Origin of the sequence: Streptomyces asiaticus (assembly GCF_018138715.1) — a bacterium.
Lineage (GTDB): Bacteria > Actinomycetota > Actinomycetes > Streptomycetales > Streptomycetaceae > Streptomyces > Streptomyces asiaticus.
Genome location: NZ_JAGSHX010000006.1, coordinates 6,599,039 through 6,620,348, shown reverse-complemented (window position 1 = coordinate 6,620,348; position 21,310 = coordinate 6,599,039). Strand labels below are relative to the sequence as shown.

The following is a 21,310-nucleotide window of genomic DNA, read 5'->3' as shown; positions in this document are numbered from 1 at the left end:
TGTCCCTCGGCGCCGCATGGCCGGGCCCCGCCACCGCCCCTCTCGGGCAGTGGCGGGGCTCAGTGCTGTGCGCTCAGGCCCGTGGTCGCGACCTGGGCGTCGGTGACGGTCTGCGTGTACTCGGAGACGCCAGAGGCTCCGAAATTGGCGTCGCCCGAGTAGACCGCGCTGACGTCCCACTCGCCCGCCGCCAGTCCCACGGTGACGAAGGCGAATCCGAAGGGGTCCACGGGCACCTCGGCCTCGATGACGGCACCATCGGTCAGGGTGAAGGTGACCGTGCCCGTCGGGGTGCCGTCGCCGGGCGGGAGCGCTTCCACGAAGGCGACGAAGTCGATCTCCGTGCCCGCCAGGGCCGGGTTGGGGTGGGAGCTGATCGAGGTCCTCGACACCGCCAGGTTCACCAGCTGCGTCAGCGTCGCCGACGACGACGCGGCGAAGTTGGTATCACCGCTGTAGTTGGCCGTCACCGTGTGCGAACCCGTACCCAGGCCGCTGGTGGTGAACGTCGCCGTGCCGCCCGACAGGGGCTGGGTGGACGAACCGCCCCCGCTGCCGCTGATCACGAAGGTGACCGTGCCGGTCGGGACGCCGGTGGCGGGCGCGTTCGGCATGACCGTGGCGGTGAAGGTCACCGGCTGCCCGAACACGGACGGGTTCACCGAGGACATCAGCGTCGTGGTCGTGGCCGCGGGCCCGGGGTTCACGGTGTGGGTGTCGGTGCCGGTGGACGGCAGGAAGGTGGCGTCGCCGCTGTAGACGGCGACCACGGTGTGGACGCCGACGCCGAGGGTGCTGAGGGTGAGCGTGGCCATGCCGCCCGACAGCGACTGGGTGAACGTGCCGCCCCCGCTGCCGCTGATGGTGAAGGTGACCGTGCCGGTCGGGACGCCCGCGCCGGGCGCGACCGGGGCGACCGTGGCGGTGAACGTCACCGGCTGCCCCAGCGTCGAGGGGTCCGGCGCCGACGTCACCGATGTGGTCGTGGACGCCTGGATCACGACGACCGCCGTGGTGCCGGTGGACGGGGTGAAGTTGGCGTCGCCGTTGTAGGTGGCGGTGACGATGTGGGTGCCGACGGTCAGACCGCTCGCGGTGACCGAGGCGGTCCCGCCGGACAGCGTCCCGGTCAGGGTGGGACCGCCGCTGACCACGAAGGTGACGGTGCCCGTGGGCGTTCCGGCACCCACCGGTATCACGGTGGCGGTGAGCGTGACGGACTGCCCGTTCACGGCGGGGTTCGGTGCCGCCGTGACCAGGGTGATCGTGGGTGAAGCCATGATGGCCCTCCAAGCGGGGTGGAGTGGTGGGCCGTTGCTCGCCACGCGGGGCTGCGACCGCGGCGCGTGGCGGCGCATCAGGGGTTGGGGGGTGCGCGCTTACGGCGTTTCGAGGCGGGATGCGCGTCTCGCCGTCCCCCGGCAGATGTGAAACCCACCGGTCTGTAGCACCAGTAGGCACGCGACACGCCGCCAACACGATGGATACGTCTCCGAATTACCCCATACGGCGCAGCGCCCACCCCCTCCCCCAGCACACCTCCCGCCCCATGCACGGCGCGTGTGCCCGGCCGTCACCTGCCCGCGCACGCAGGGCGCATGGTGGGGTGTGTCGTCAGAGGAAGTGACCGCCGGCCAGGCAGAGCGCCGGAGGTGGCATGGCGCGGACGGAGTCCATACGGGGCTAAGCGGATCGATGGAAGTCGGCTGCGGTTCGGTGGCGCCCCGAAGGGGCGCGGGGCCGTGTCGATATGCGGCTCCGCCGCGCGGGCGCGACCAGCCACGACGGCGCCGCGGACGATCGACGGCAGGTCAGGGCACTTCCAGCGGAGCGCTTAGTCCGCGCGGCCGGTCGCGGCGACGGTGACACCGAGGCCGATCATGGAGAGTCCGCCGACGCCGCCGACCATGGCGAGCCGCCGCGGGGAGCGGGCGAACCAGGTGCGGGCGGTGGCCGCGGCCAGGCCCCAGACGCTGTCGGAGATCACCGCGATGGCGTTGAAGACCAGCCCGAGCAGCAGCATCTGCGGCACGACATGCCCCTGCTCGCGGTCGACGAACTGGGGCAGTACGGCCGCGAAGAACACGATCGTCTTGGGGTTGGCCACACCGACCGCGAACCCCTCCCACAGCGTGCGCAGACCCCCGTGGGCGGGGCCGTCGCCGGTGAAGGCGGTCTGCAACGAGCGGCGCTGCCGCACCGCCTTGAACCCCAGGTACACCAGATACGCGGCGCCCACCAGCTTCAGCGCGGTGAAGACGAGCACCGAGCGCTCCACCACCGACCCGACGCCCAGCGCCACGGCCACGACCAGTGCGTACGCCCCGAGCGTATTGCCGACGACCGTGGTCAGCGCGGCGCGGCGGCCCTGGGCCAGCGCCCGGCCGACCACGAAGAGCACGCTCGGACCGGGGATCACGATCAGCAGGAAGGACATGGCCGCGAAGGCGAGAAGGCGGTCGATGGACACCATGAAGCGCATCGAAGCACGCGAACGGCGCGCGGCTCCAGCGCTTTTCCCGGTGCGTGACCCACCGGACGCGCTCCCCGATCGGTGGACCTCGCCGTAAACCCCGGGCGCCCGGGTCCCGGTCTGCGGCAGTCTGAGGCATACCGAATGGAAAACACACCCTCAGGGGGTTTTGTGACGTCTCGAACCACGAAGCAGGCGGAACAGCCACCGGAACCGGCGGCCGAGCGGCCCGGCGAGGAGTTACGGTTCCGGTCGCCCACGCTGATGGCCTTGGAGAAGCGCCCCGTCACCACCCGGGCCATGGCCCGCCGACTGCCCCAACTGGTGCGCCGCTCCCTCGGATTGGCTTGGAAGGTGGACCGCAAGGCGGTGGTGGCGCTGCTGGTGTGCCAGGCGCTGTCGGGGTTCTTCGAGGCCTTCGGGCTGCTGGCCACCACCGGCACGATCACGGCGCTCATCTCGTCCGGCCACATCACCGACCGGCTCCGGGACGCGCTGCCCTCGATCGTGGTGCTGGCGGCGGCGGCCGGGCTGCGGGCGCTGCTGGGGATCGCGGTCAACAACATCTCCAGCCGGCTCTCCCCGCGGATCTCCCGGGAGGCCGAGACCCAGATGCTGGACGCGGCGATCAACGCCGAACTGGCGGCGTACGACAACCCCGGGTTCAACGACAAGTGGGACGCGGCGGACCGGGGCGCCGAGGTGGCGCGGGATCTGATCACCGAGTCGCAGCAGCTCATGGCGTGTCTCTCCTCGCTGATCGCGGCGGCGGGCGTGGTCACCGTGCTGCATCCGGCGCTGCTGCCGCTGTTGCTGCTGGCCGCGCTGCCGCAGGGGATCGCGGGGATGAAGGCGGCCCGGGTGCACTACGAGACCAGCCGCGCGATCAGCGCGGACCGGCGCACGCTGGGGCTGCTGCGCTGGTACATGGTGGACAAGGACATCGCCGATCAGCTCCGTTCCGGCACCATGGCGGAGTTTCTGCTGAAGCGGTACCGGGCCATCGGGGCGCGGGTGGACGCGGCCACCGACAAGGCGGTGCACCGGGGCGCGCGGTACGCGGTGCTGGGGGCGCTGGCCGGAGGGCTGGCGTCCGGGCTGGTCTGGGCGTCGCTCGCGCTGCTGCTGGGCGCGGGGCAGATGTCGGTGGCGTCGGCGGGCACGGCGGTGTTCGCGCTGCGGACGGTCGGCGCCTCGCTCCAGGGGATGGTCGGCTACGGGACACGGCTGTTCCGTACGGGGCTGTATCTGGACGACTGGGCGGAGTTCATCGAGGAGGCGGGCGGGCACCGGATGCGGCGCGGCGCCCTGACCCCGGCGGCGCCGCGGCTCATCAGGGCCGAGGGCCTGACGTACGCCTATCCGGAGTCCGACGCCCCGGCCCTGGACGAGGTCACGCTGGAGGTGCGGCGGGGCGAGGTGCTCGCGCTGGTCGGGGAGAACGGCTCGGGCAAGACCACCCTGAGCAAGCTGCTGACCGGGCTCTATCTGCCCACCAAGGGCATGGTGACCTGGGACGGCGTGGGCGTGGCGGAGCTGGATCCGCAGGCGATGTGGCGGCATACGGCGGTCGTTCCGCAGGACTACGCGCACTGGCCGCTGTCCGCCCGCGACAACATCACCCTGGGCCAGCCGCACGGCGGGGACGAGCGGGTCCGGGAGGCGGCGGTCCACTCCGGGGCGCATGAGGTGGTGGACGGGCTGCGCAGCGGGCTGGACACCCTGCTCGCCCGGCAGTGGTGGGGCGGGGTGGAGCTGTCCGGCGGGCAGTGGCAGCGCATCGCGCTGGCCCGCGCGTTCCACCGGCCCGCGGGGCTGCTGGTGATGGACGAGCCCACCAGCGCGCTGGACGCCCGCGCCGAGCACCGGATCTTCGCGGGGCTGCGGCGGATGGCGGAGGACCGCGCCGTGGTCCTGGTGACGCACCGGCTGGCGAACGTGGCGGTGGCGGACCGGATCGTGGTGCTGGAGCGGGGGCGGGTGATCCAGCAGGGCACCTTCACCGAGTTGACGGGGTCGCCCGGGCTGTTCCGGGAGCTGTGGGAGCTACAGAACGACCGCGGGGTGCCGGAGAACGACCACGGAGTCTCGGAGAACGACCGTGGGGCACCGGAGAACGAGCGCGAGCGCGGGGTGCCGGCGCCGCGCGAGGCGTCGCCCTGAGCGTCGGCCCTGCTCAGCGGCCGGCGCCGCCGGTACCGCTCGGGGCTCAGGGGCTCAGGGGCTCAGGAGCTCTGGGGCTCAGGAGCTCTGGGACCGGCCGGTTTCGGCCGCGCGGGCGCGGGAGGCGGCTATTTCGGCGTAGGCCCGGTCGCGGCCCTCCCAGTGGGAGCCCTCGACGGACTTGCCGGGCTCGAGGTCCTTGTAGACCTCGAAGAAGTGGGTGATCTCCATGCGGTCGAATTCGGGGACGTCGTCGATGTCCTGCACGCCGACATAGCGCGGGTCATGGGCCGGGACGCAGAGGATCTTCTCGTCCGGGCCCTGCTCGTCGCGCATGCAGTACATGCCGATGGCCCGGCAGAGGATCACACAGCCGGGGAAGGTCGGCTCGGCGACGGTGACCAGGGCGTCCAGCGGATCGCCGTCCCGGCCGAGGGTGTGGTCGACAAAGCCGTAATCGGCCGGGTACTTCGTCGAGGTGAACAGCATCCGGTCCAGCCGGATCCGGCCGGTCTCATGGTCCATCTCGTACTTGTTGCGGGACCCCTCGGGTATCTCCACGACCACATCGAACTCGCCCTGCTCCATCGCGGCCTCCGCTCCCCGTCGCACTCCGGTGTCCTTCCAGTGTGCGCCGGGGTCGCCGGGGGCGCCGGGCGGGCAGCCCGGACCCGGGCACCTCAGCCGCCCCGCACCAGGGCGTCGATCTCGGCCTCGAAGAGCACCGAGGGATCGAAGCCCATGCCCGTGAACTGGCCTTGCACATCAAGGCTGATCACACCGTGGAGCCGGGTCCAGGCGCGCAGCGCACGGCCCTTCAGCTCACCGCCGGGCTCCTCGCCGGGCACCCAGGAGCCCGCGCCCTCGAGATGGCGCGCCAGCTCGGCCTCGAGCTCGGTGAGCGGCTGCTGCCCGTGACTCGTGGTGGCGCCGCGCGCGGTGCCGGAATCGGCATCGCCGACGGTGGAGCAGGCGTCGAAGATGGTCCGCATCATCCCGGCCGCGATCTCGGCGGTCTCCGGCGGCGCGTGGTAACCGGGCACCGGGGTGCCGTAGATGAGCAGATAGCGGTCCGGCTGGCGCTTCGCCCAGTCGCGCATGGCACGGGCCATGGCACGGAAGCGGTCGGCGGGGGCGGCGCCGGCGACGGCCTGGGCGAGGGTTTCGGCCAGATCGCGGTAGGTGTCGGTGATCAGCTCGGTCAGCAGCTCGTCCCGGCTGGCGAAATAGCGGTAGAGCGCGGGGCCGGTCATCCCCATCGCCTTCGCGATCGCGTTCACCGAGATGCCCGCCGTGCCCGACTCGGCCAGCTGGGCCAGGGCCACGGCCTTGGCCTCCTCCCGGGTCTGTTTGCGGTAGCGCTCTCGCCGTGCTGTCGCCATGGACGCGCCTCCTGTGCGGGTCTTCGAATTCGGGCTTGACACTTCGAGAGTAACAGGTTCATTGTTTGGTTAGAAGCTCTCACAACAGCGAGAACTCCTCATCCCGAAACGAGGTCAGCCATGCTCACCGAAGTCGTTCTGCCAGGTCAGGTGGAGCCTGAAGGGCTCGAGCTCCGCACCCGTCCGCGGCCCGAGCCCGGTCCCGGGCAGGCGCTGGTGGCCGTCGAGGCATCGGGGGTCTCCTTCGCGGAGCAGCAGATGCGCCGCGGGAAGTACTACGACCAGCCGCCGTTCCCCTTCGTGCCCGGCTATGACCTGGTGGGCACGGTGGTCTCGACCGGCCCCGGGGTGGATCCGGCCCTGCGGGGGCGCCGGTTCGCGGCGCTCACGAAGATCGGCGGCTGGGCCAGCCACGCCCTCGTCGACGCGGGCGACCTGGTGGAGGTCCCCGAGGGGGTGGACGCGGCGGAGGCCGAGACGGTGGTGGTCAACGGGATCACGGCGTGGCAGATGCTCCATCGCGTGGTCAAGGTGCGCCCCGGAATGACCGTGCTGGTCCACGGGGCCAACGGCGGGGTGGGCACCACCCTGGTCCAGCTCGCCCGCCACTCGGGCATCAAGGTCATCGGCACCGCCTCACCCCGCCATCACGACGCGGTGCGCACCCTCGGCGCCACCCCGCTCGACTACCGCGATCCGGATCTGCCCGCCCGGGTGCGGGAGTTGGCGCCGGGCGGGGTCGACGCGGTCTTCGACCACATCGGCGGCGAGGGCATCGTGGACTCCTTCCGGCTGCTCGCCCGCGGCGGCACGCTGGTCTCCTACGGCACGGCGGCCACCCGGGACGTCCCCGGCTCGTCCCGGGCCCCGGTGCTCAAGCTGTTCGCCCGGCTGGCCCTGTGGAACCTGCTGCCGAACGGACGGCGGGCGCACTTCTTCAACCTCTGGGCCGGGCGGCGGCGGCTGGCCGCCTTCCAGGGGCGGGTCCGCGCCGATCTGGGACAGGTGCTGGCGCTGATGGCGAAGGGCGAGTTCACCGCACTGGTGGCGGCGAGGATTCCGCTTTCCGACGCCGCGAAGGCGATGCGGCTGGCCGAGTCCGGCACCGTCGCCGGAAAGGTGGTCCTGGTCCCGGACGAGGACGCCCGCCGGAGCGGCGAGGAGGGCGCGCGATGAGCGAAGCCGGGGCATCCACGGCCCCTGGATACCCGGTCTCCCCGACGCCGCCATCGGTCCGTGATAATTTTCGTATACGAGTTGTATGCGAAGCAGCATGGGGGCCCAGTGCCAGCGCAGTCCGGACGAGAAAAGGCGTACGCGTTCCTCAAGGAGACCGTGCTGACCGATCCCGACATGCAGGGCAGGTTCCTCACCGAGCAGGAGATCGCCGACCGGATCGGCATCTCCCGGACCCCGATCCGTGAGGCCCTCCTCCTGCTGGCGGCCGAGGATCTGGTGCAGCTGGTCCCCAAACGGGGTGCGCATATCGCCCCGCTCTCCGGCCGGGAGATCACCGAGCTGATGGAGCTGCGCGGGATCGTCGAGCGCCATGCCGCCGAGCGGACCATCGAGGCGGGCACGGTGCCGGTCGGGAAGCTGACGGAGCTGCTGGAGCGGCAGCGCGAGCTGATGGGGCCGGAGCAGGCCAAGGAGTTCATCGCCGTCGACCATCTCTTCCACGCGACCATGGTCGCCGCGGTGGGCAATGAACTCCTCAACCGGCACTACGACGGGCTGCGCAGCCGCCAGATCCGGGCCGGGGTAGTGGCCCTGTACACCCAGACCGGCCGCCAGGAGGAGGTGCTCGGCGAGCACCGGGCGATCCTGGACGCGGTGGCCTCCGGGGACCCGGAGGCGGCCCGCACGGCGATCAGCGCCCATCTGGGGTCGACGCTGAAGGTGCTGCTCGCCGGGTGAACCACCGCCGGGAGGGCAGCCACCGCCCGGGAGCACAGCCACCGCCTGGGGATGAGCCACCACCCGGGAGCGCAGCCACCGCCCGGGCGTGAGCCACCGCCCGGGGATGAGCCACCACCCGGGCGTGAGCCACCGACCCGGGATGAGTCACCGTCCGGCCGTCGCCTCCGGGTAGGTGATCACCAGCATGGTGACGCCCTCCTCGGAGACCCAGGGGCCATGCGGCATCCCCGGCGGCCGACAGGCGTAGAAGCCGCGCGAGAAGGTCTCCCCCAGGGTCAGATCGCGCATGCTGCCCTCGAGGAGATAGACCTCCTCCCAGCCGTCATGGCGGACCACCCCGGACGGGGAGGTGTCCGTCCCCGGCTCCCAGCGCACCAGGGCGGTGGTGTGGGTGCCGCTCCCGTCCGCGGCCAGGATCTGTTCGCTGACCCCCGCGGCCGCGCCCGGCGGCCGCCGCCAGGGCCCGGCGGGCAGATGGAACTCATGCTCCGGCTTGGCCCCGGCGGTGCCGCTCATGGCCGCACGCCCGGCCTCACGCCCGGCCTCGCTCATGACCGTCCGCCCAGCCTGCGGTTGGCCAGGACGGACACCGTGCGGCGCACCTCGGTGACCTCCTCGGTGTCCACCTCCCCCACCAGCAGCCCGGGCCCCGCGTCCAGCCGCTCCCGCACGGTGCCGTCGGGGCCGATCAGGGCGCTGTGGCCGATACCGGTGGGCGCGGAGGCCGCGGCGGTCAGGCCGGACGCCTCCGGGTCGGCCTGGCCCACGGCCGCCAGCCATACGGTGGCGTCGAGCGCCCGCGCCCGGGTCAGCAGCTCCCACTGCTCGCGCTTACCGGGCCCCGCGCCCCAGGAAGCGGGCAGCAGGGAGACCACCGCGCCCGCGTCGGCGTGCGCCCGGAAGAGCTCGGGGAACCGTACGTCGTAGCAGGTGGCCAGGCCGATCCGGACGCCGTCCAGGTCGAAGGTCACCACCTCGGAGCCCGGGGCCACGGTCTTGGACTCGGCGAAGCCGAAGGCGTCATAGAGATGGATCTTGTCGTAGGAGGTCTCCACTCCCGGGCCGGTGGCCAGCAGGGTGTTGGTCACCCGGCCGTCGGGCGCCGGGGTGAACATCCCGGCCACCACCACCAGCCCGGCGTCCTTCGCGATCTGCCGGACCTCGGTGGCCCAGGGGCCGTCCAGCGGTTCGGCGATGGGGCCGAGCCGGGTGCCGAAGCAGGCCATGGCCGCCTCCGGGAAGGCGACCAGACGCGCCCCGGCGGCCGCCGCCCGCTGGGTCTCCTCGCGCAGCAGGGCGAGGTTCGACGCCGGGTCCGGACCGGTGGTGATCTGGCTCAGTGCGATGCGGAGGGGCATGGCGGGTGCTGCCTCATTTCCTGGTCGGAGGGTCGGAGGGCTGGAGGGTCGGAGTGCGGTATGTCCCGGTCGGGAGGGGCGGAGTGCGGCCGGGGTTCGTGATCCCGGCAGGGTACGCGGCCCCGTCCCGCCCCTTCCCCGGTACGGCTCGCTTTACAGCTCCACGAGGCGAGGCGAGATGGGACAGGACGGGACAGGGCGGAACGGGGCGGGACCGCGGTCAGGACACGGTCGTGGAGGCGGTGGGGCCGACGGGGAGCGGCTCCGGCTCCTCCTCCTCGGCGGCGGACGGGTTCCGGCCCAGCCAGAGGCCCGCCACCGTGACCGCGGCGGTGATCGCGATGTAGACGGCCAGCGGCACCCAGGCGTGATAGGCCCCGAGCAGCGTGGTGAAGAGCAGCGGCGCGATCGCGCCGCCGATGAGCCCGGCGAGGGTGTAGGCGAGCGAGGAGCCGGTGTAGCGCAGCCGGGGGGAGAACTGCTCGGCGATGAAGGCCGCCTGCGGCCCGTACATCAGCGAGTGGATCACCAGTGCGCCGACGACCCCGAGGGTGAGCAGCGCCCAACTGCCGTCCGCGACCAGCGGGAAGAACAGGAACGGCCAGACCCCGGCGGCCACGGCGGCGCCCCCGTACAACAGCCGCCGGTTGACCCGGTCCGAGAGCGCCCCGGCCAGCGGGATGAGCACGATCTGTAGCGAGGAGCCGATCAGCACGGCGGTGAGCGCCGAGCCGCGTGACATGTCGAGTTCCTCGGTGGCGTAGGTGAGTACGAAGACGGTGAACATCGCGTACAGCACATCGGGGGCGACCCGGCTGAGGATCGCGGCGGTCAGCGCCCTGGGCTGGGTGGTGAACACCTCGCGCAGCGGCGCCTCCGGGCGGTCCTGCGCGGCCTCCATCGCCTTGAAGACCGGAGTTTCCTCCAGCTTGGCGCGGATCCACAGACCGAACACCACCAGGAGCCCGGAGAGCAGGAACGCCACCCGCCAGCCCCAGCTGAGGAACTGGTCCTCCGTCAGCGTCGCGCCCAGCCCGGCCAGGACGCCGTTGGCCAGCAGATTGCCCGCCGGCGGGCCGACCTGCGCGGCGGAGGCGTAGAAGCCGCGCCGCCGTGGATCGCCGAACTCGCTGGACAGCAGCACCGCACCGCCCCACTCACCGCCGACGCCGACGCCCTGCGCGAAGCGCAGCAGCACCAGCGCGGCCGGGGCCGCGACGCCGACCGTGGCGTAGGTGGGCAGCAGCCCGATCAGCAGCGTGGCGGCGCCGATGAGCACGAGCGTCGCGATGAGCACCTTCTTGCGGCCGATGACATCGCCGAGCCGGCCGAAGACGAAGCCGCCCAGCGGCCGGGAGACATAGCCGACGGCGTAGGTGGAGAACGCCAGCAGGGTGCCGGTGGTGGGGTCCTTGGAGGGGAAGAAGAGATCGCCGAAGACCAGGGCCGCGGCGGCGGAGTAGACGGCGAAGTCGTACCACTCCAGGGCGGTGCCGGTGAGGCTGGCGACGAAGGCGCGGCGGACCCCGGACCGGTCGGTCCGGGGTGGCGGTGCGCTCGATGCGGTGGGCTGCATATTCCGTCCTCGAGGTGGTGCATGAGGCTTACGGGATGGTACGTGGCGTTTTCTCAGTGATGCGAGGGGTGGGGGTTGCGCGGATCGACCTTCCGGCATACTTCTTGTATACCAAGCGTATGCGCAACCCCTCCGAAGGAAGTTAACCGCTTCGAAACCGCGAACAGCGCGGTCACCCGCGGCAGCGGGTCACCGCTCGACAAGCCCGGAAACCGCAGATCACCCCCACAAGCCCCACCGCGCCCTGGAGAGCACAGCACCCATGACAACGAAGCCGTCGCAGCCCGCAGCACAGCCCGCCCCGTCCTCGCTCACCTTCGAACTCCCCGATGGCTCCCTGCACCACGTGGAGGTCGTCCAGGTGCTCAACGCGGGCTACGCGGGACGCAGCCAGGAGGATGTGGCCGCCCATGTGGCCGAGCTCGCCGAGTTGGGCGTGCCCGCGCCCTCCGTGACGCCCGCCCTCTACCCGGTCGCCCCCTACCTGGCCCAGCAGACCGGCCGCGTCAGCGTCCAGCACGCCCGCACCTCGGGCGAGGCCGAGTGGGCGCTGGTCGTGGCCGCGGACGGGGAGCTGCTGCTGACGGCGGCCTGCGACCACACCGACCGGGAGCTGGAGGTCCACGGCGTGGCCTGGAGCAAGAACGCGGCCCCCGATGTGCTGGCCACCCGCGCCTGGCGGCTGTCCGATGTGGCGCCCCGCCTCGACGATCTGACGCTCCGCGCCTGGGTCACCCACGACGGTGAGGAGACCGAGGTGCAGAGCGGCACCCTGGCCGAGCTGCTGCCGCCCGACTACTGGGTCGAGGTGCTGCGCGAACGAGGTGACCTGGTACCCGGCACCGTGCTGATCTCCGGCACCATCCCGATGGCCGAGGGCGTGGACCAGTTCGCCGGGCGCTGGCGGGTGGAGCTGGGCGACCCGGCCACCGGCCGGACCATCGAATGCTCCTACGACGTGGTCCCGCTGCCCGAGCCGATCGGCTGAGACCCGGCGCACGGGCAACGTACGAAGGCCGTCCGCCGCACGGCCCCGGAGGGTATGCGGTGGACGGCCTTCGCCGTTGTCCAGACGGTTCGGTGATTCAGCGTCCGGTCAGGTTGTTTCCCTGCCCTTCCGCATCACCATGCCGGCTGCGATCAGGCCGAACAGGCAGGTGATGGCACCCACGACGACGTTGTTCACGATCACCCCGGCATCGGCGCCCCGGGCGACCACCCAGGGGGAAATGATCATCCATACACCCATCGCGGACATGGCCCAGCACAGGCTGTACATCCTCCTCGGCGCCGTGGTGAGGCCGAGTCCCAGCAGGGCGATGGTGATACCGAGGATGAGGTTGTTGACCATGAGGTTGGGGCTGGTGCCCGAGAAGTGCACCACCCAGGGAGAGATGGCGAAGTACAGACCGGCGAGAAGCACCGGCCCGTCGAGGAAGACAACGTCCCGCGCATCCATCATGCGTGCGTAGCGCTCCCGCATCTCGGATACGTCGGGGTGGCCCGTTATATCGCCTCTCGCACGTGAGACGTCGGCCATTCGACTCGCCTCCTTCGATCCATGCAAGTCTGACCGCACAGCGCGGTAAAAACACCGCACCCCCATTGTGCGCCTCGCCTTGGTATATAGGTAGATGCCGGATTTGCACTCGAAGGTGTATCGTGCGCCCGTGGCCGCCGTGAAGCCTCCGTCAGGCGGGATGGACCGCCTCGTGCTTCTCGTAGCAGTCCCGGTCGAGATCCCGCACGTCGACGGTGGTCTGCACGGTCAGCCCCGGCACCGGCGCCACATGGGCGCGGGCCACCTCCACCACCGCGGCGGACAGCTCCCGCTTGGTCTCCGCGTCGCGCCCGGACAGGATCGACACCTCGATATGGATCATGGCGAGGTCCTCGGCGCCGTCCGCGAGATGGGCCTCCTCTATCCGCCGGAACCGGGTCTTGCAGCCCGCCACCGCCGTGTCGACGGTCTTGGCGACCACCGGGTGCAGGGCGGCACCGAAGCCGGGGCGGTCGAACGCGTCGGTCAGGGTGTCGGAGTATTCGACGACGATGTGCGGCATGGGCTTGCGCTCCTCAAGGGGTACGCGGCGGCCTGCGGAGCTTTCCGCGCGGGGCCTCTTACCGCGGCATCGTCGCACCTCTTCCCGGTCAACGGCCGAGCGCCCCGGGCCCGGTATCTGCTTCAATAGGGCCATGGCCAGCCTCCATGACATCGCGACGGGTCGTTACGACCTCGAGCCGTTCTGGCCGTCCCGGCAGGCCCACCACTTCGACCGCGAGTGTTGCCGCGCATCCGATGCGCGGGCCCGCTCGCTCGGCCGCTGATCTCTCCGTCCGGCCGCCCAGCCCGCGCGCACGACGTCCACTGACGACCTCTCGCGCGAAAGAGCTGACCTCATGACGAACCTCCGTGGCCTGTCGTCCGCCTCCGCCTCCGCCTCTGCTCCCGCGGCCCCGACCAGCCCGTCCGTCCCGCCCGGCCGCCAGCGGTTGCGAGCCGTCGCACCGGACGAGGTGCCACCGGTGGCCGATCTGCTGCACCCCGGTGCCACCTGGCTGCCCGCTCCCCCGCACACCGTGCCCGCACTCCCCGGTCATCCGCCGATGGTCGGCTATCTGGTGCTGGTCCCGGCCGACCGGCAGGGCCCCGAGACGGCGGGGCCGCCGCCGGAGGGAGTTCCTGCGGTGACGGGTGACGAGCTGATCCGGATCGACCCCGACCAGCGGACCGCCGAGATCGCCGGGCGGCCGCTGGATCTGACGTATCTCGAGTTCGAGCTGCTGAGCCATCTCGTCGCCCATCCGCACCGGGTGCACACCCGCGATCAACTGGTGACCACGGTGTGGGGGTACGGCCATGTCGGCGACGGCCGGACCGTCGATGTCCATGTGGCCCGGCTGCGCCGCAAGATGGGCCCCGAGCACCGGGGGACGATCGTGACGGTGCGGCGGGTGGGGTACAAGTACGTGCCCACCGTCTGACCCCCTCGTCAACCCGCGAACGCCCGCCGTGGCGGACGGGCCAGGAGCCTGCCCGCCACGGCGGGCGCGTGCGGTGCGGGCCCGGGACCTCAGCGGGTCCGGGACCTCACCAGGTCCGGAGACCTCACCAGGCCCGGGGACCTCAGCGGCCCGCCCCCACCAGCGGCGGCCGCGGCCGCTCCACCGGCTCCTCGCCGTGGCCGACGCTCGGCAGCCAGCGCAGGGCGCGCGGCAGATACCAGTTGCGCTCCCCGAGCAGCGCCATCACCGAGGGCAGCAGCACCATCCGCACCAGCGTGGCGTCCACCAGCACCGCGACCGCGAGCCCGACGCCCATCTGCTGCATGTCCTGCATCCGCAGCAGCGCGAAGACCGCGAACACGGCGACCATGATGGCGGCTGCCCCGGTGACCGAGCCCGCCGTCGTCCGGATGCCCTCGCGGATCGCGTCCCGGGTGGCGAGCCCCCGCTCATGGGCCTCCCGGATCCGCGAGACCACGAACACGTGGTAGTCCATCGACAGCCCGAAGAGGATGACCAGGACGAACAGCGGCATCCACCCCTCGATCGCCCCGGCCGGCTCCATCCCCAGCCACTCCGCGCCCCAGCCGTGCTGGAAGACGGCGGTCATCGTGCCGTACGCGGCGCCCACCGACAGCAGGTTGAGCAGAATCGAGACGATCGCGATCGGCAGCGACCGGAAGCAGAGCAGCATCAGTACGAAGGTCACCGCGGCGATGAAGAGGAAGACCGGTGCGATGTCGGTCTTCAGCTGATCGTTGAAGTCGCGGCTGGAGGCGAGCTCACCGGTGACGTACACCTGGTCGGAGACCGGTCCGAGGATCCTCGGCACCAAGTCCTCCTTGAGGGTGTCCAGGGCGCGCCGTGAGGTGGCGTCCTGACCGTCCCCGGCCAGCGGCACCTCGATCCGGGCCACGCCCTTCGTACGGTGCGCCTCGACGTCGACCGTCTTCCCGAACCGCCCGGACGCGGCGAGTTCCTTCCTGAAGTCCGCCACGGCCGCGTCGAAGCGGGCGGAGTCGACCTCGTCGGAGCGCAGCACCACCTCGGCCGGGGCGGGGCCGCCGGGGAAGGAGCCGGTGATCTCCTGGTACGCCACGGTGATGGGGGCGTCGGAGCCGAACTGCTTCTCCAGGCCGAGCTGTTCGGTCTTCATCCCGACGGCGGGGGCGCACAGCACCAGCAGCAGCGCGCCCGATACGGCGGCGAACAGCTTCGGCTTGGCCAGGACGGGCCGCATCAGCCTGCCGGAGAGGCCACCACTGGCGTGCACGCCCTTCTTCCGGCGGCGGTTCAGCAGCGGCACCCGCCCGGCGTCGACCCGGTCGCCCAGCCAGGACAGCATCGCGGGCAGCACCGTGACCGAGCCGAGCATCGCCATCAGCACGACCAGGATGGTGGCGACCGCGAAGCCGTGGAACAGCATCAGCCCGGACAGGAACATCCCGGCCATCGCCAGCATGACCGTGACGCCGGAGATCAGCACCGCCCGGCCGCTGGTGGCGGCCGCGATCCGCAGCGCGGTCCCGGCGTCCCGGCCCGCGGCCCGCTCATCGCGCTCCCGCCGCAGGTAGAAGAGCGAGTAGTCGACGCCGACGGCCAGGCCCACCAGGAACATCACCGAGTTGGTGGAGTCGAACAGAGGCAGCTGGTGGCTGACGAGGGCGAGCAGTCCGAAGGTGCCGACGCAGGCGGTCACCGCGAGCAGCACCGGCAGCAGCGCGGCCACCAGCGCCCCGAAGACCACCAGCAGAATGCCCAGCGCCAGCGGTACGGCGGTCAGCTCGGCCTTCTTGAAATCGTCGGTCAGCATGTCGTCGAGCCGATGTTGGGCGGTGGCGTCGCCGAACTCGTAGGCCACGACGCCCCGATGGGCCGATTCGGTCTTCTCCACCGCCTCGACGACGGGCCCGACCCGCTTCCCGGCCGTGTCCGGGTCGCCCTTCATCTCAAAGCTGATCAGTGCCTCCCGCCCGTTCTCCGAGCGCACCGGGGGCTGGACCCGTACCGTCTCACCGGTCCGCTCCAGCCGCGCCGAGAGGTCGCGGGCCGCGTCCCGCCAGCCGTCCGGGCGGTCGCTGCGCAGCAGCACCATCTCTCCGGCCGGGGTCTGGAGGCCCGCGTCCTCCAGGATCTTCTCGGCGCGCGCGGAATCGCCCGAACTGTTCTCGGAGTTGGTCATCTGCCGGGATCCCGACATTCCCCCGACCACGGCGACGACCACGACGAACAGCAGCCATCCGATGATCGCGGTCTTGCGGTGGCGGGTGGACCACCCGCCCAGCCGCACGGCCAGGCCCTTCCTCGTTGCGCTCATGGCGTCTCTCCCCGTGAGGTACGGACGGAACAGGTCATGCCACGACGCTAGAAATCCGCAGGTCCGCGCCCCAGCCGGGCAGCCACCCTGTCGCCGAGCCATAGGGCGAGGCGGGGAGGTGGTGCCAGGTACACCCCGGGACGGTGTCCGGCCCCCGTGTCCGGGCGGCAGGCCGCTGACACACTGAAGTGGCCCGCCGGTGCGGGCACGACGACGTTCCGACCAGCGAGGGGGAAGCCGGATGAGGGCACGTGGAGCGCTGACGGCCTGTGCACGGGGGTTCGCCGTCTCCTGGCTCGCGCTGGTGTCGATCACCCTGTCCGTGCTGACGATCCTGTCGATCAGCTTCATCACGCTGGGCATCGGGGTGTTCACCACCCCTCCGCTGATCCGCGCGGTGCGGGCGCACGCCAATCACCGCCGGCTGCTGGCCGCCGCCTGGTCCGGTGTGCGGATCCAGCTGCCGTACCGCCCGCTGCCGGACGATCGGCGCTCCGGGGTCACCGGGCAGGTGGAGCTGTGCACCTTCCTGCTGAAGGACCCGGCCACCTGGCGCGATCTGCTGTGGCTCCAGGTCGACATGACGGCCGGGTACGCCATCGCGCTGCTGGCCTTCGTCTTCATGCCGTACGGGCTCGAGGGGTTCGTACTGGCCGCCGGGGTGTGGCAGCCGATCGTGGACGCGGGCGGCACCTACTGGTACGCGTTCCTGCCCATCGACTCGCTGGGCACCGCCCTGCTGGCCGTCCCGGTCGGCGTCGGCTTCATCGCCCTCGGCTCGGTCCTCTCCCCGGTCCTGCTGCGCGGCCACTTCCTGCTGGCGCGCTCCTTCCTGGATCCGACCCCGCACATGGCGCTCGAGCAGCGGGTGCGGCGGCTCACCGAGACCCGGCACGACGCCGTGGACACCTCCGCCGCCGAACTGCGCCGCATCGAGCGCGATCTGCACGACGGCGCCCAGGCCCGGCTGGTGGCGATGGGCATGAGCCTGGGCACCGTGGAGGCGCTGATCGAGAAGGACCCGGCGAAGGCCAGGGAGCTGCTCGCCGCGGCCCGTACGAACTCTGCCGAGGCCCTGGCCGAGCTGCGCGACCTGGTCCGCGGCATCCATCCGCCGGTACTGGCCGAGCGCGGCCTGGGGGACGCGGTGCGCGCGCTGGCGCTGCGGATGGCGGTGCCGGTGGAGGTGGACGTGGACCTCACGGGCCGCCCCGACGAACCGGTCGAGTCGGCGGCGTACTTCGCGGTCAGCGAGGTGCTGACCAACGCGGCCAAGCACGCGGGCGCCTCGCGGATGTGGCTGGACATCCACCACCAGGACGGCATGCTGCGCATCACCGTGACCGACGACGGCCGCGGCGGCGCGGAGATCACCCCGGACGGCGGGCTGAGCGGGGTCGAGCGGCGGCTGGGCACGTTCGACGGGGTGCTCGCGGTCAGCAGCCCGACCGGCGGGCCCACCATGGTGACGATGGAGATCCCCTGCGCCCTCTCGGCGCACGGCGCCGCCAGATGACCCACCGCCGGGGAAAGCCGCCAGATGACCCGCCGCCGGGGAAAATCCGGCGGCGGGGCGCGCCGCCCCGGTGTTAGCGTGCCGGTGCCGGCCGCGGGACTCCGGTGCGACTTCCGGAACCCGCCTGCTAAGCGACGATTCGCAGTTCGTGCCCCCATTCCCCGGCCGGCTCCCGCACCCCGTCGCCGGAGGCCCCCATGGAGACGCTGTCCCCCATGGAAACGCAGTCCCCCATGGAGACCCCGGCCGATCTGGTCGCGGCCGAGGACGTCCTGCTGTTCGTCAACGCGGCCATCACCTCGACGGGGCAGCGGGAGTTCCACTCCGACGCGGGCGAGCAGCGCATGTCGCTCGACTTCCTGCACGCCTACATGCTCGGGAACTACCGGGATCTGTACGCGGCGACCCTCGCGCTGAACATCAATGACCACAACGCGGCGCTGATCGTTCGGCGGCTGCTGGAGAGCGCCAAGGAGGCCACACCGGAACAGCGCCGGACCGAGGGCCGGCTGATCGCCCGGCGGCTCGCCGCCCTTCCGCCGCCCCGGGTCTACCGGCTGTTCCGCGGGCTGCGCCGAGCCGGGGTCAACAACCGCCGCACCCGCGCCATCGTCCGGGACTGGCTGGCGGCCCGCCCCGATCCGGCGTTCGACGCGGTGAAGTACCGGGGAGCCGTCAAGTCGGCGGTCCGCCACGCGCATCTGCGGCTCGACGGCGACCTCGGCCCGTTCCTCTTCGAGCCGGTCGGCCGCCGGAGCGAGGGATTCGGCTCCCCGCTGCTGGAGGCGTGGCGCCGCGCCCACTACGAGCAGTCCGCGGTGTACGAGCTCCCGTACACCGTCGCCGAGGGCTTCGCGGCCAAGCACGGCATCGACCGCGAGGTCTTCCTGCAGCGGATCGCCCCGCGGCTCACCCGGCTGGAGCGGCTGCGGCTCCAGGGCGCGGCCCGCGCGGCCGGGGCCGACTCCGTACGGGCGGATCTGGCCACCATGCCGCTGACCCGGCTGGCGACCTATGTGCTCTCGCTCCCGCTGGACGAACGGGCCGCGCGCCGCGCCGAGTTGACCGCCGCGCTGCGCGCCGCCGCACGGCGCGCGGCGGGCGCCCGGGCCGGTACCTGGGGCCGGGTCGCGGCGGTCCTCGACGACAGCTTCTCCTCCTTCGGCTCCACGCGGAAGCGGCGCCGCCCGCTCGCCGTCGCGCTCGGCTGTCACTTCCTGCTGGAAGCACTGGCGGAGGAGTTCATGCCGCTGTGGTTGTCGGGCGGCCGGGATCCGCTGCTGCGGTATCCGTACGGCCCCACGCCGCTCGGCGAGCGGATCCTGGACGCGCTGGAGCACCGGCCGGACCGGCTGCTGATCGTCTCCGACGGCTGGGACAACGCACCGCCCGGACTGGCCGGAGAGGTGCTGCGGGTCTGGCGCACCCGCCTCGACCCCGGCCACCACACCGGGGTAGTGCACCTCAACCCGGTCTATGACGCGGAGGGCTTCGACGTACGGCGGCTGGCGCCGGGCGTGCCCACGGCCGGGGTGCGGGACGCGGAGGACCTGCCGACGCTGGTGGAGTTCGCGCGGTTCGCGGAGGGGCGTACCGGCCTTGCCGAGCTGCGGGCCCATCTCGACGCCCGGGTACGGCACTTCCTGGACCGGCCGGAGCCGGACGAGCCACTGCCGGAGGCACCATGACGACCACCACGACGCTCGATCTGGCCGGGCTGACCGCCCTGCCCGCCCAGACCTGGGGCGCGATCCGGCTGGTGCCCCTCGTCCGGGACGAGCCGATCGCCGATCTGCGGCTGGACGCCCGGCTCTACGGCGACGACCTCGCCGCCGTCGCGCTGGACCGGCGCACGGCGTACTACGCCTACATTCCGCACGGTTTCGTCGCCACCTGGACGGCCGACGGGACCCCGGCCGCGGCGTACGGCACCCGGCTGCGGCAGGGGGACGAGCGGCGGGCCGACCCGCCGCCGTGCGTCTCCCTGCGCCTCCACCGCCGGATGGCGCGCCGCGTCGACCGGAACCGGCTGCGCTTCCTCCCCCTGCACCTCGCGCTGGAGGGCTATCTCGCCCTGCACTTCGGCGGCCCGGCGGTGGTGTGGGAGGAGTGGTCGCACCGGGCGGTCAGCCATGGTCTGTCGCCACGGGTCGAGCAGGCGTACACCGGCGCCGAGGTGGCGGGTCTGGGCGACGCGCTCCGGGTCTTCGAGATCCACCCGGGCCAGTGCGGGGTGCTGCTCTACGCCGCCGACGCGCTCGCCGCCGCCTTCGTCGTACCGCATCCGGACGACTACCGCGCCCTGCATCCGTCGCTGCTGCACGATCTGTACGGGGAGCTGGTGTACCACTACGCGATGCTGTACGGGCCCGTGCCCGACTTCCGGGCGCGGATAGCGGACGGTGCGGTGTCCTCCCTGGCCGGGCTGCGCGCCGAGGCGGCCCGGCAGCGGGCGGAGTGGGCGGACTTCCACACCACCGCGCTCGCGGGCGGGCTGCTGGACACCGCGTACGAGGTCCAGCGGGTGCGCCGCATGGGGCCGTTCGCCCTGTCGCGCTTCCTGCCGCCGTTCCACCGCCGCGCCGAGCAGCACATCGGCGAGACCATCACCCACGAGGACGGCCGCCTCGCCTATCTCAAGACCTTCCGCCTCTCCGAACACCAGGTCCGCCGCGGCCATCTGCTCACCCGCCTCGCCGCGGCCGACTGGAACCTGGCGGCGGCGGCCGGTCTCCTCGGTGTCACCCCCGCCCAGCTGGCGCTGCGCCTCGAGGCGGCGGGCTTCGGGGCGCTGCTGCGGCAGGACGTGCTGGACCACTACCGGGCGGAAGCGCGCCGGGGCCGGTAGCGGCGGCCCCCGGCGCGGTAGATTCGACAGCGATTCGGCCGTGTCCCCGCCCGGGGCCCGAGGACGTCATGGAGCAGCCGTGCGTGTTGTGGTCGCCGAGGATCTGTTCCTGTTGCGGGACGGGCTGGTGCGCATGCTGGAGGCGTACGACTTCGAGGTCGTGGCCGCCGTGGAGAGCGGGCCCGAGCTGAGCAAGGCGCTGGCCGAGCTGGAGCCGGATGTGGCGGTGGTGGATGTGCGGCTGCCGCCGTCGTTCAGCGACGAGGGACTCCAGTGCGCGCTGGCGGCGCGGCGGGCGCGGCCGCTGCCGGTGCTGGTGCTGTCGCAGCATGTGGAGCAGTTGTACGCGCGGGAGCTGCTCGCGGACGGCAGCGGGGGCATCGGCTATCTGCTCAAGGACCGGGTCTTCGACGCCGATCAGTTCATCGACGCGGTGCGGCGGGTCGCCGCCGGGGGCACCGCGATGGATCCGCAGGTGATCTCGCAGCTGCTGGACCGGCGCGCCCAGGACCGCCCGCTGGGGCGGCTGACGCCACGGGAGCTGGAGGTGATGGAGCTGATGGCGGAGGGGCGGTCGAACACGGCGATCGCGGCGCAGCTGTTCGTCACCGAGCGGGCGGTCGCCAAGCACACCTCCAATATCTTCGGCAAGCTCGGCCTGCCGCCGTCGGACGACAACAACCGGCGGGTGCTCGCGGTGCTGGCCTACCTCGACCGGGGCTGAGCCGCCGGAGCCGGTCGGCCGTGCCCC

General features: G+C 72.1%; 20 protein-coding genes. 10 read left to right on the top strand and 10 right to left on the bottom strand.

Annotated elements, in window-relative coordinates:
- Positions 1-59 precede the first annotated feature (59 nt).
- Complete coding sequence (locus KHP12_RS36030) at positions 60-1,280, bottom strand: Ig-like domain-containing protein (protein WP_211834103.1); 1,221 nt, start codon at positions 1,278-1,280, stop codon at positions 60-62.
- Between the two features lie 554 nt (positions 1,281-1,834).
- Positions 1,835-2,473 carry a LysE family translocator gene (locus KHP12_RS36025; RefSeq protein ID WP_086886039.1) on the bottom strand — a complete coding sequence of 213 codons (639 nt, stop codon included), beginning with the start codon at positions 2,471-2,473 and terminating at the stop codon, positions 1,835-1,837.
- Between the two features lie 264 nt (positions 2,474-2,737).
- On the opposite strand from KHP12_RS36025, the gene KHP12_RS36020 reads away from it, so the two are divergent.
- Entirely contained in the window at positions 2,738-4,636 is a 1,899-nt protein-coding gene (locus KHP12_RS36020) for an ABC transporter ATP-binding protein (RefSeq protein WP_244203434.1), read from the top strand.
- Between the two features lie 78 nt (positions 4,637-4,714).
- On the opposite strand, the gene KHP12_RS36015 is transcribed toward KHP12_RS36020, so the two are convergent.
- Complete coding sequence (locus KHP12_RS36015; RefSeq protein ID WP_086886033.1) at positions 4,715-5,224, bottom strand: inorganic diphosphatase; 510 nt, start codon at positions 5,222-5,224, stop codon at positions 4,715-4,717.
- Positions 5,225-5,316: 92 nt separating this feature from the next.
- Positions 5,317-6,018: a TetR/AcrR family transcriptional regulator gene (locus KHP12_RS36010; protein ID WP_086886034.1), complete on the bottom strand. Its 702-nt coding sequence runs from the start codon at positions 6,016-6,018 to the stop codon at positions 5,317-5,319.
- Positions 6,019-6,138: 120 nt separating this feature from the next.
- On the opposite strand from KHP12_RS36010, the gene KHP12_RS36005 reads away from it, so the two are divergent.
- Together KHP12_RS36005 and KHP12_RS36000 are read left to right on the top strand one after the other, a co-directional pair.
- The gene (locus KHP12_RS36005; RefSeq protein WP_086886035.1) at positions 6,139-7,194 is read left to right on the top strand and encodes a medium chain dehydrogenase/reductase family protein; all 1,056 of its coding nucleotides are present in this window, start codon (positions 6,139-6,141) and stop codon (positions 7,192-7,194) included.
- A gap of 108 nt (positions 7,195-7,302) precedes the next feature.
- Positions 7,303-7,935 carry a GntR family transcriptional regulator gene (locus KHP12_RS36000; RefSeq protein WP_086886036.1) on the top strand — a complete coding sequence of 211 codons (633 nt, stop codon included), beginning with the start codon at positions 7,303-7,305 and terminating at the stop codon, positions 7,933-7,935.
- A gap of 147 nt (positions 7,936-8,082) precedes the next feature.
- Here the strand turns inward: KHP12_RS36000 and KHP12_RS35995 are convergent, their stop codons facing one another.
- From KHP12_RS35995 to KHP12_RS35985, 3 genes are all read right to left on the bottom strand, one after another.
- On the bottom strand, positions 8,083-8,490 hold the full coding sequence (locus KHP12_RS35995; RefSeq protein WP_244203433.1) for a cupin domain-containing protein: 408 nt from the start codon (positions 8,488-8,490) through the stop codon (positions 8,083-8,085).
- Entirely contained in the window at positions 8,487-9,296 is an 810-nt protein-coding gene (locus KHP12_RS35990) for a carbon-nitrogen hydrolase family protein (RefSeq protein ID WP_086886038.1), read from the bottom strand. Before KHP12_RS35990 ends, KHP12_RS35995 begins: the two co-directional genes overlap by 4 nt.
- Positions 9,297-9,516: 220 nt before the next feature.
- Positions 9,517-10,872, bottom strand: a complete 1,356-nt coding sequence (locus KHP12_RS35985) for an MFS transporter (RefSeq protein ID WP_210609187.1) — start codon at positions 10,870-10,872, stop codon at positions 9,517-9,519.
- Between the two features lie 262 nt (positions 10,873-11,134).
- Here KHP12_RS35985 and KHP12_RS35980 point away from each other — a divergent pair, with 262 nt between their 5' ends.
- On the top strand, positions 11,135-11,860 hold the full coding sequence (locus KHP12_RS35980; protein ID WP_086880445.1) for a DUF2848 domain-containing protein: 726 nt from the start codon (positions 11,135-11,137) through the stop codon (positions 11,858-11,860).
- 108 nt (positions 11,861-11,968) lie between these two features.
- Here KHP12_RS35980 and KHP12_RS35975 read toward each other — a convergent pair whose 3' ends face one another.
- Both KHP12_RS35975 and KHP12_RS35970 read right to left on the bottom strand, forming a co-directional pair.
- Positions 11,969-12,412 (bottom strand): SPW repeat protein, encoded by a 444-nt coding sequence (locus KHP12_RS35975; protein ID WP_086880444.1) that lies wholly within the window; start codon positions 12,410-12,412, stop codon positions 11,969-11,971.
- Between the two features lie 151 nt (positions 12,413-12,563).
- Positions 12,564-12,935: a 5-carboxymethyl-2-hydroxymuconate Delta-isomerase gene (locus KHP12_RS35970; protein WP_037963981.1), complete on the bottom strand. Its 372-nt coding sequence runs from the start codon at positions 12,933-12,935 to the stop codon at positions 12,564-12,566.
- A 133-nt stretch (positions 12,936-13,068) separates the two neighbouring features.
- On the opposite strand from KHP12_RS35970, the gene KHP12_RS52535 reads away from it, so the two are divergent.
- Both KHP12_RS52535 and KHP12_RS35965 read left to right on the top strand, forming a co-directional pair.
- Positions 13,069-13,200 carry a hypothetical protein gene (locus KHP12_RS52535; RefSeq protein ID WP_256649896.1) on the top strand — a complete coding sequence of 44 codons (132 nt, stop codon included), beginning with the start codon at positions 13,069-13,071 and terminating at the stop codon, positions 13,198-13,200.
- Between the two features lie 72 nt (positions 13,201-13,272).
- Positions 13,273-13,857: a winged helix-turn-helix domain-containing protein gene (locus KHP12_RS35965; RefSeq protein WP_086880443.1), complete on the top strand. Its 585-nt coding sequence runs from the start codon at positions 13,273-13,275 to the stop codon at positions 13,855-13,857.
- 142 nt (positions 13,858-13,999) lie between these two features.
- Here KHP12_RS35965 and KHP12_RS35960 read toward each other — a convergent pair whose 3' ends face one another.
- On the bottom strand, positions 14,000-16,195 hold the full coding sequence (locus KHP12_RS35960) for an MMPL family transporter (protein WP_211834102.1): 2,196 nt from the start codon (positions 16,193-16,195) through the stop codon (positions 14,000-14,002).
- A gap of 241 nt (positions 16,196-16,436) precedes the next feature.
- Between KHP12_RS35960 and KHP12_RS35955 the strand changes: the two genes are divergently transcribed.
- From KHP12_RS35955 to KHP12_RS35940, 4 genes are all read left to right on the top strand, one after another.
- The gene (locus KHP12_RS35955; protein ID WP_211834101.1) at positions 16,437-17,711 is read left to right on the top strand and encodes a sensor histidine kinase; all 1,275 of its coding nucleotides are present in this window, start codon (positions 16,437-16,439) and stop codon (positions 17,709-17,711) included.
- Positions 17,712-17,944: 233 nt separating this feature from the next.
- Complete coding sequence (locus tag KHP12_RS35950) at positions 17,945-19,399, top strand: hypothetical protein (protein ID WP_211834951.1); 1,455 nt, start codon at positions 17,945-17,947, stop codon at positions 19,397-19,399.
- Positions 19,396-20,559, top strand: coding sequence for an ARPP-2 domain-containing protein (locus tag KHP12_RS35945; protein WP_211834100.1), 1,164 nt, complete (start codon positions 19,396-19,398; stop codon positions 20,557-20,559). The genes KHP12_RS35950 and KHP12_RS35945 overlap by 4 nt, the downstream gene beginning before the upstream one ends.
- 79 nt (positions 20,560-20,638) lie before the next feature.
- Entirely contained in the window at positions 20,639-21,283 is a 645-nt protein-coding gene (locus KHP12_RS35940) for a LuxR C-terminal-related transcriptional regulator (RefSeq protein ID WP_211834099.1), read from the top strand.
- Positions 21,284-21,310: the final 27 nt, after the last annotated feature.

Coding starts and splice junctions, on each gene's coding strand:
- KHP12_RS36025 (WP_086886039.1), bottom strand. CDS start 2,473: ATGGTGTCCATCGACCGCCTTCTCGCCTTCGCGGCCATGTCCTTCCTG.
- KHP12_RS35965 (WP_086880443.1), top strand. CDS start 13,273: ATGACGAACCTCCGTGGCCTGTCGTCCGCCTCCGCCTCCGCCTCTGCT.
- KHP12_RS35990 (WP_086886038.1), bottom strand. CDS start 9,296: ATGCCCCTCCGCATCGCACTGAGCCAGATCACCACCGGTCCGGACCCG.
- KHP12_RS52535 (WP_256649896.1), top strand. CDS start 13,069: ATGGCCAGCCTCCATGACATCGCGACGGGTCGTTACGACCTCGAGCCG.
- KHP12_RS35950 (WP_211834951.1), top strand. CDS start 17,945: ATGGAGACCCCGGCCGATCTGGTCGCGGCCGAGGACGTCCTGCTGTTC.
- KHP12_RS36015 (WP_086886033.1), bottom strand. CDS start 5,224: ATGGAGCAGGGCGAGTTCGATGTGGTCGTGGAGATACCCGAGGGGTCC.
- KHP12_RS35985 (WP_210609187.1), bottom strand. CDS start 10,872: ATGCAGCCCACCGCATCGAGCGCACCGCCACCCCGGACCGACCGGTCC.
- KHP12_RS36010 (WP_086886034.1), bottom strand. CDS start 6,018: ATGGCGACAGCACGGCGAGAGCGCTACCGCAAACAGACCCGGGAGGAG.
- KHP12_RS35955 (WP_211834101.1), top strand. CDS start 16,437: ATGAGGGCACGTGGAGCGCTGACGGCCTGTGCACGGGGGTTCGCCGTC.
- KHP12_RS35960 (WP_211834102.1), bottom strand. CDS start 16,195: ATGAGCGCAACGAGGAAGGGCCTGGCCGTGCGGCTGGGCGGGTGGTCC.
- KHP12_RS35970 (WP_037963981.1), bottom strand. CDS start 12,935: ATGCCGCACATCGTCGTCGAATACTCCGACACCCTGACCGACGCGTTC.
- KHP12_RS35980 (WP_086880445.1), top strand. CDS start 11,135: ATGACAACGAAGCCGTCGCAGCCCGCAGCACAGCCCGCCCCGTCCTCG.
- KHP12_RS35975 (WP_086880444.1), bottom strand. CDS start 12,412: ATGGCCGACGTCTCACGTGCGAGAGGCGATATAACGGGCCACCCCGAC.
- KHP12_RS35945 (WP_211834100.1), top strand. CDS start 19,396: ATGACGACCACCACGACGCTCGATCTGGCCGGGCTGACCGCCCTGCCC.
- KHP12_RS35995 (WP_244203433.1), bottom strand. CDS start 8,490: ATGAGCGAGGCCGGGCGTGAGGCCGGGCGTGCGGCCATGAGCGGCACC.
- KHP12_RS36020 (WP_244203434.1), top strand. CDS start 2,738: ATGGCCTTGGAGAAGCGCCCCGTCACCACCCGGGCCATGGCCCGCCGA.
- KHP12_RS36030 (WP_211834103.1), bottom strand. CDS start 1,280: ATGGCTTCACCCACGATCACCCTGGTCACGGCGGCACCGAACCCCGCC.
- KHP12_RS36005 (WP_086886035.1), top strand. CDS start 6,139: ATGCTCACCGAAGTCGTTCTGCCAGGTCAGGTGGAGCCTGAAGGGCTC.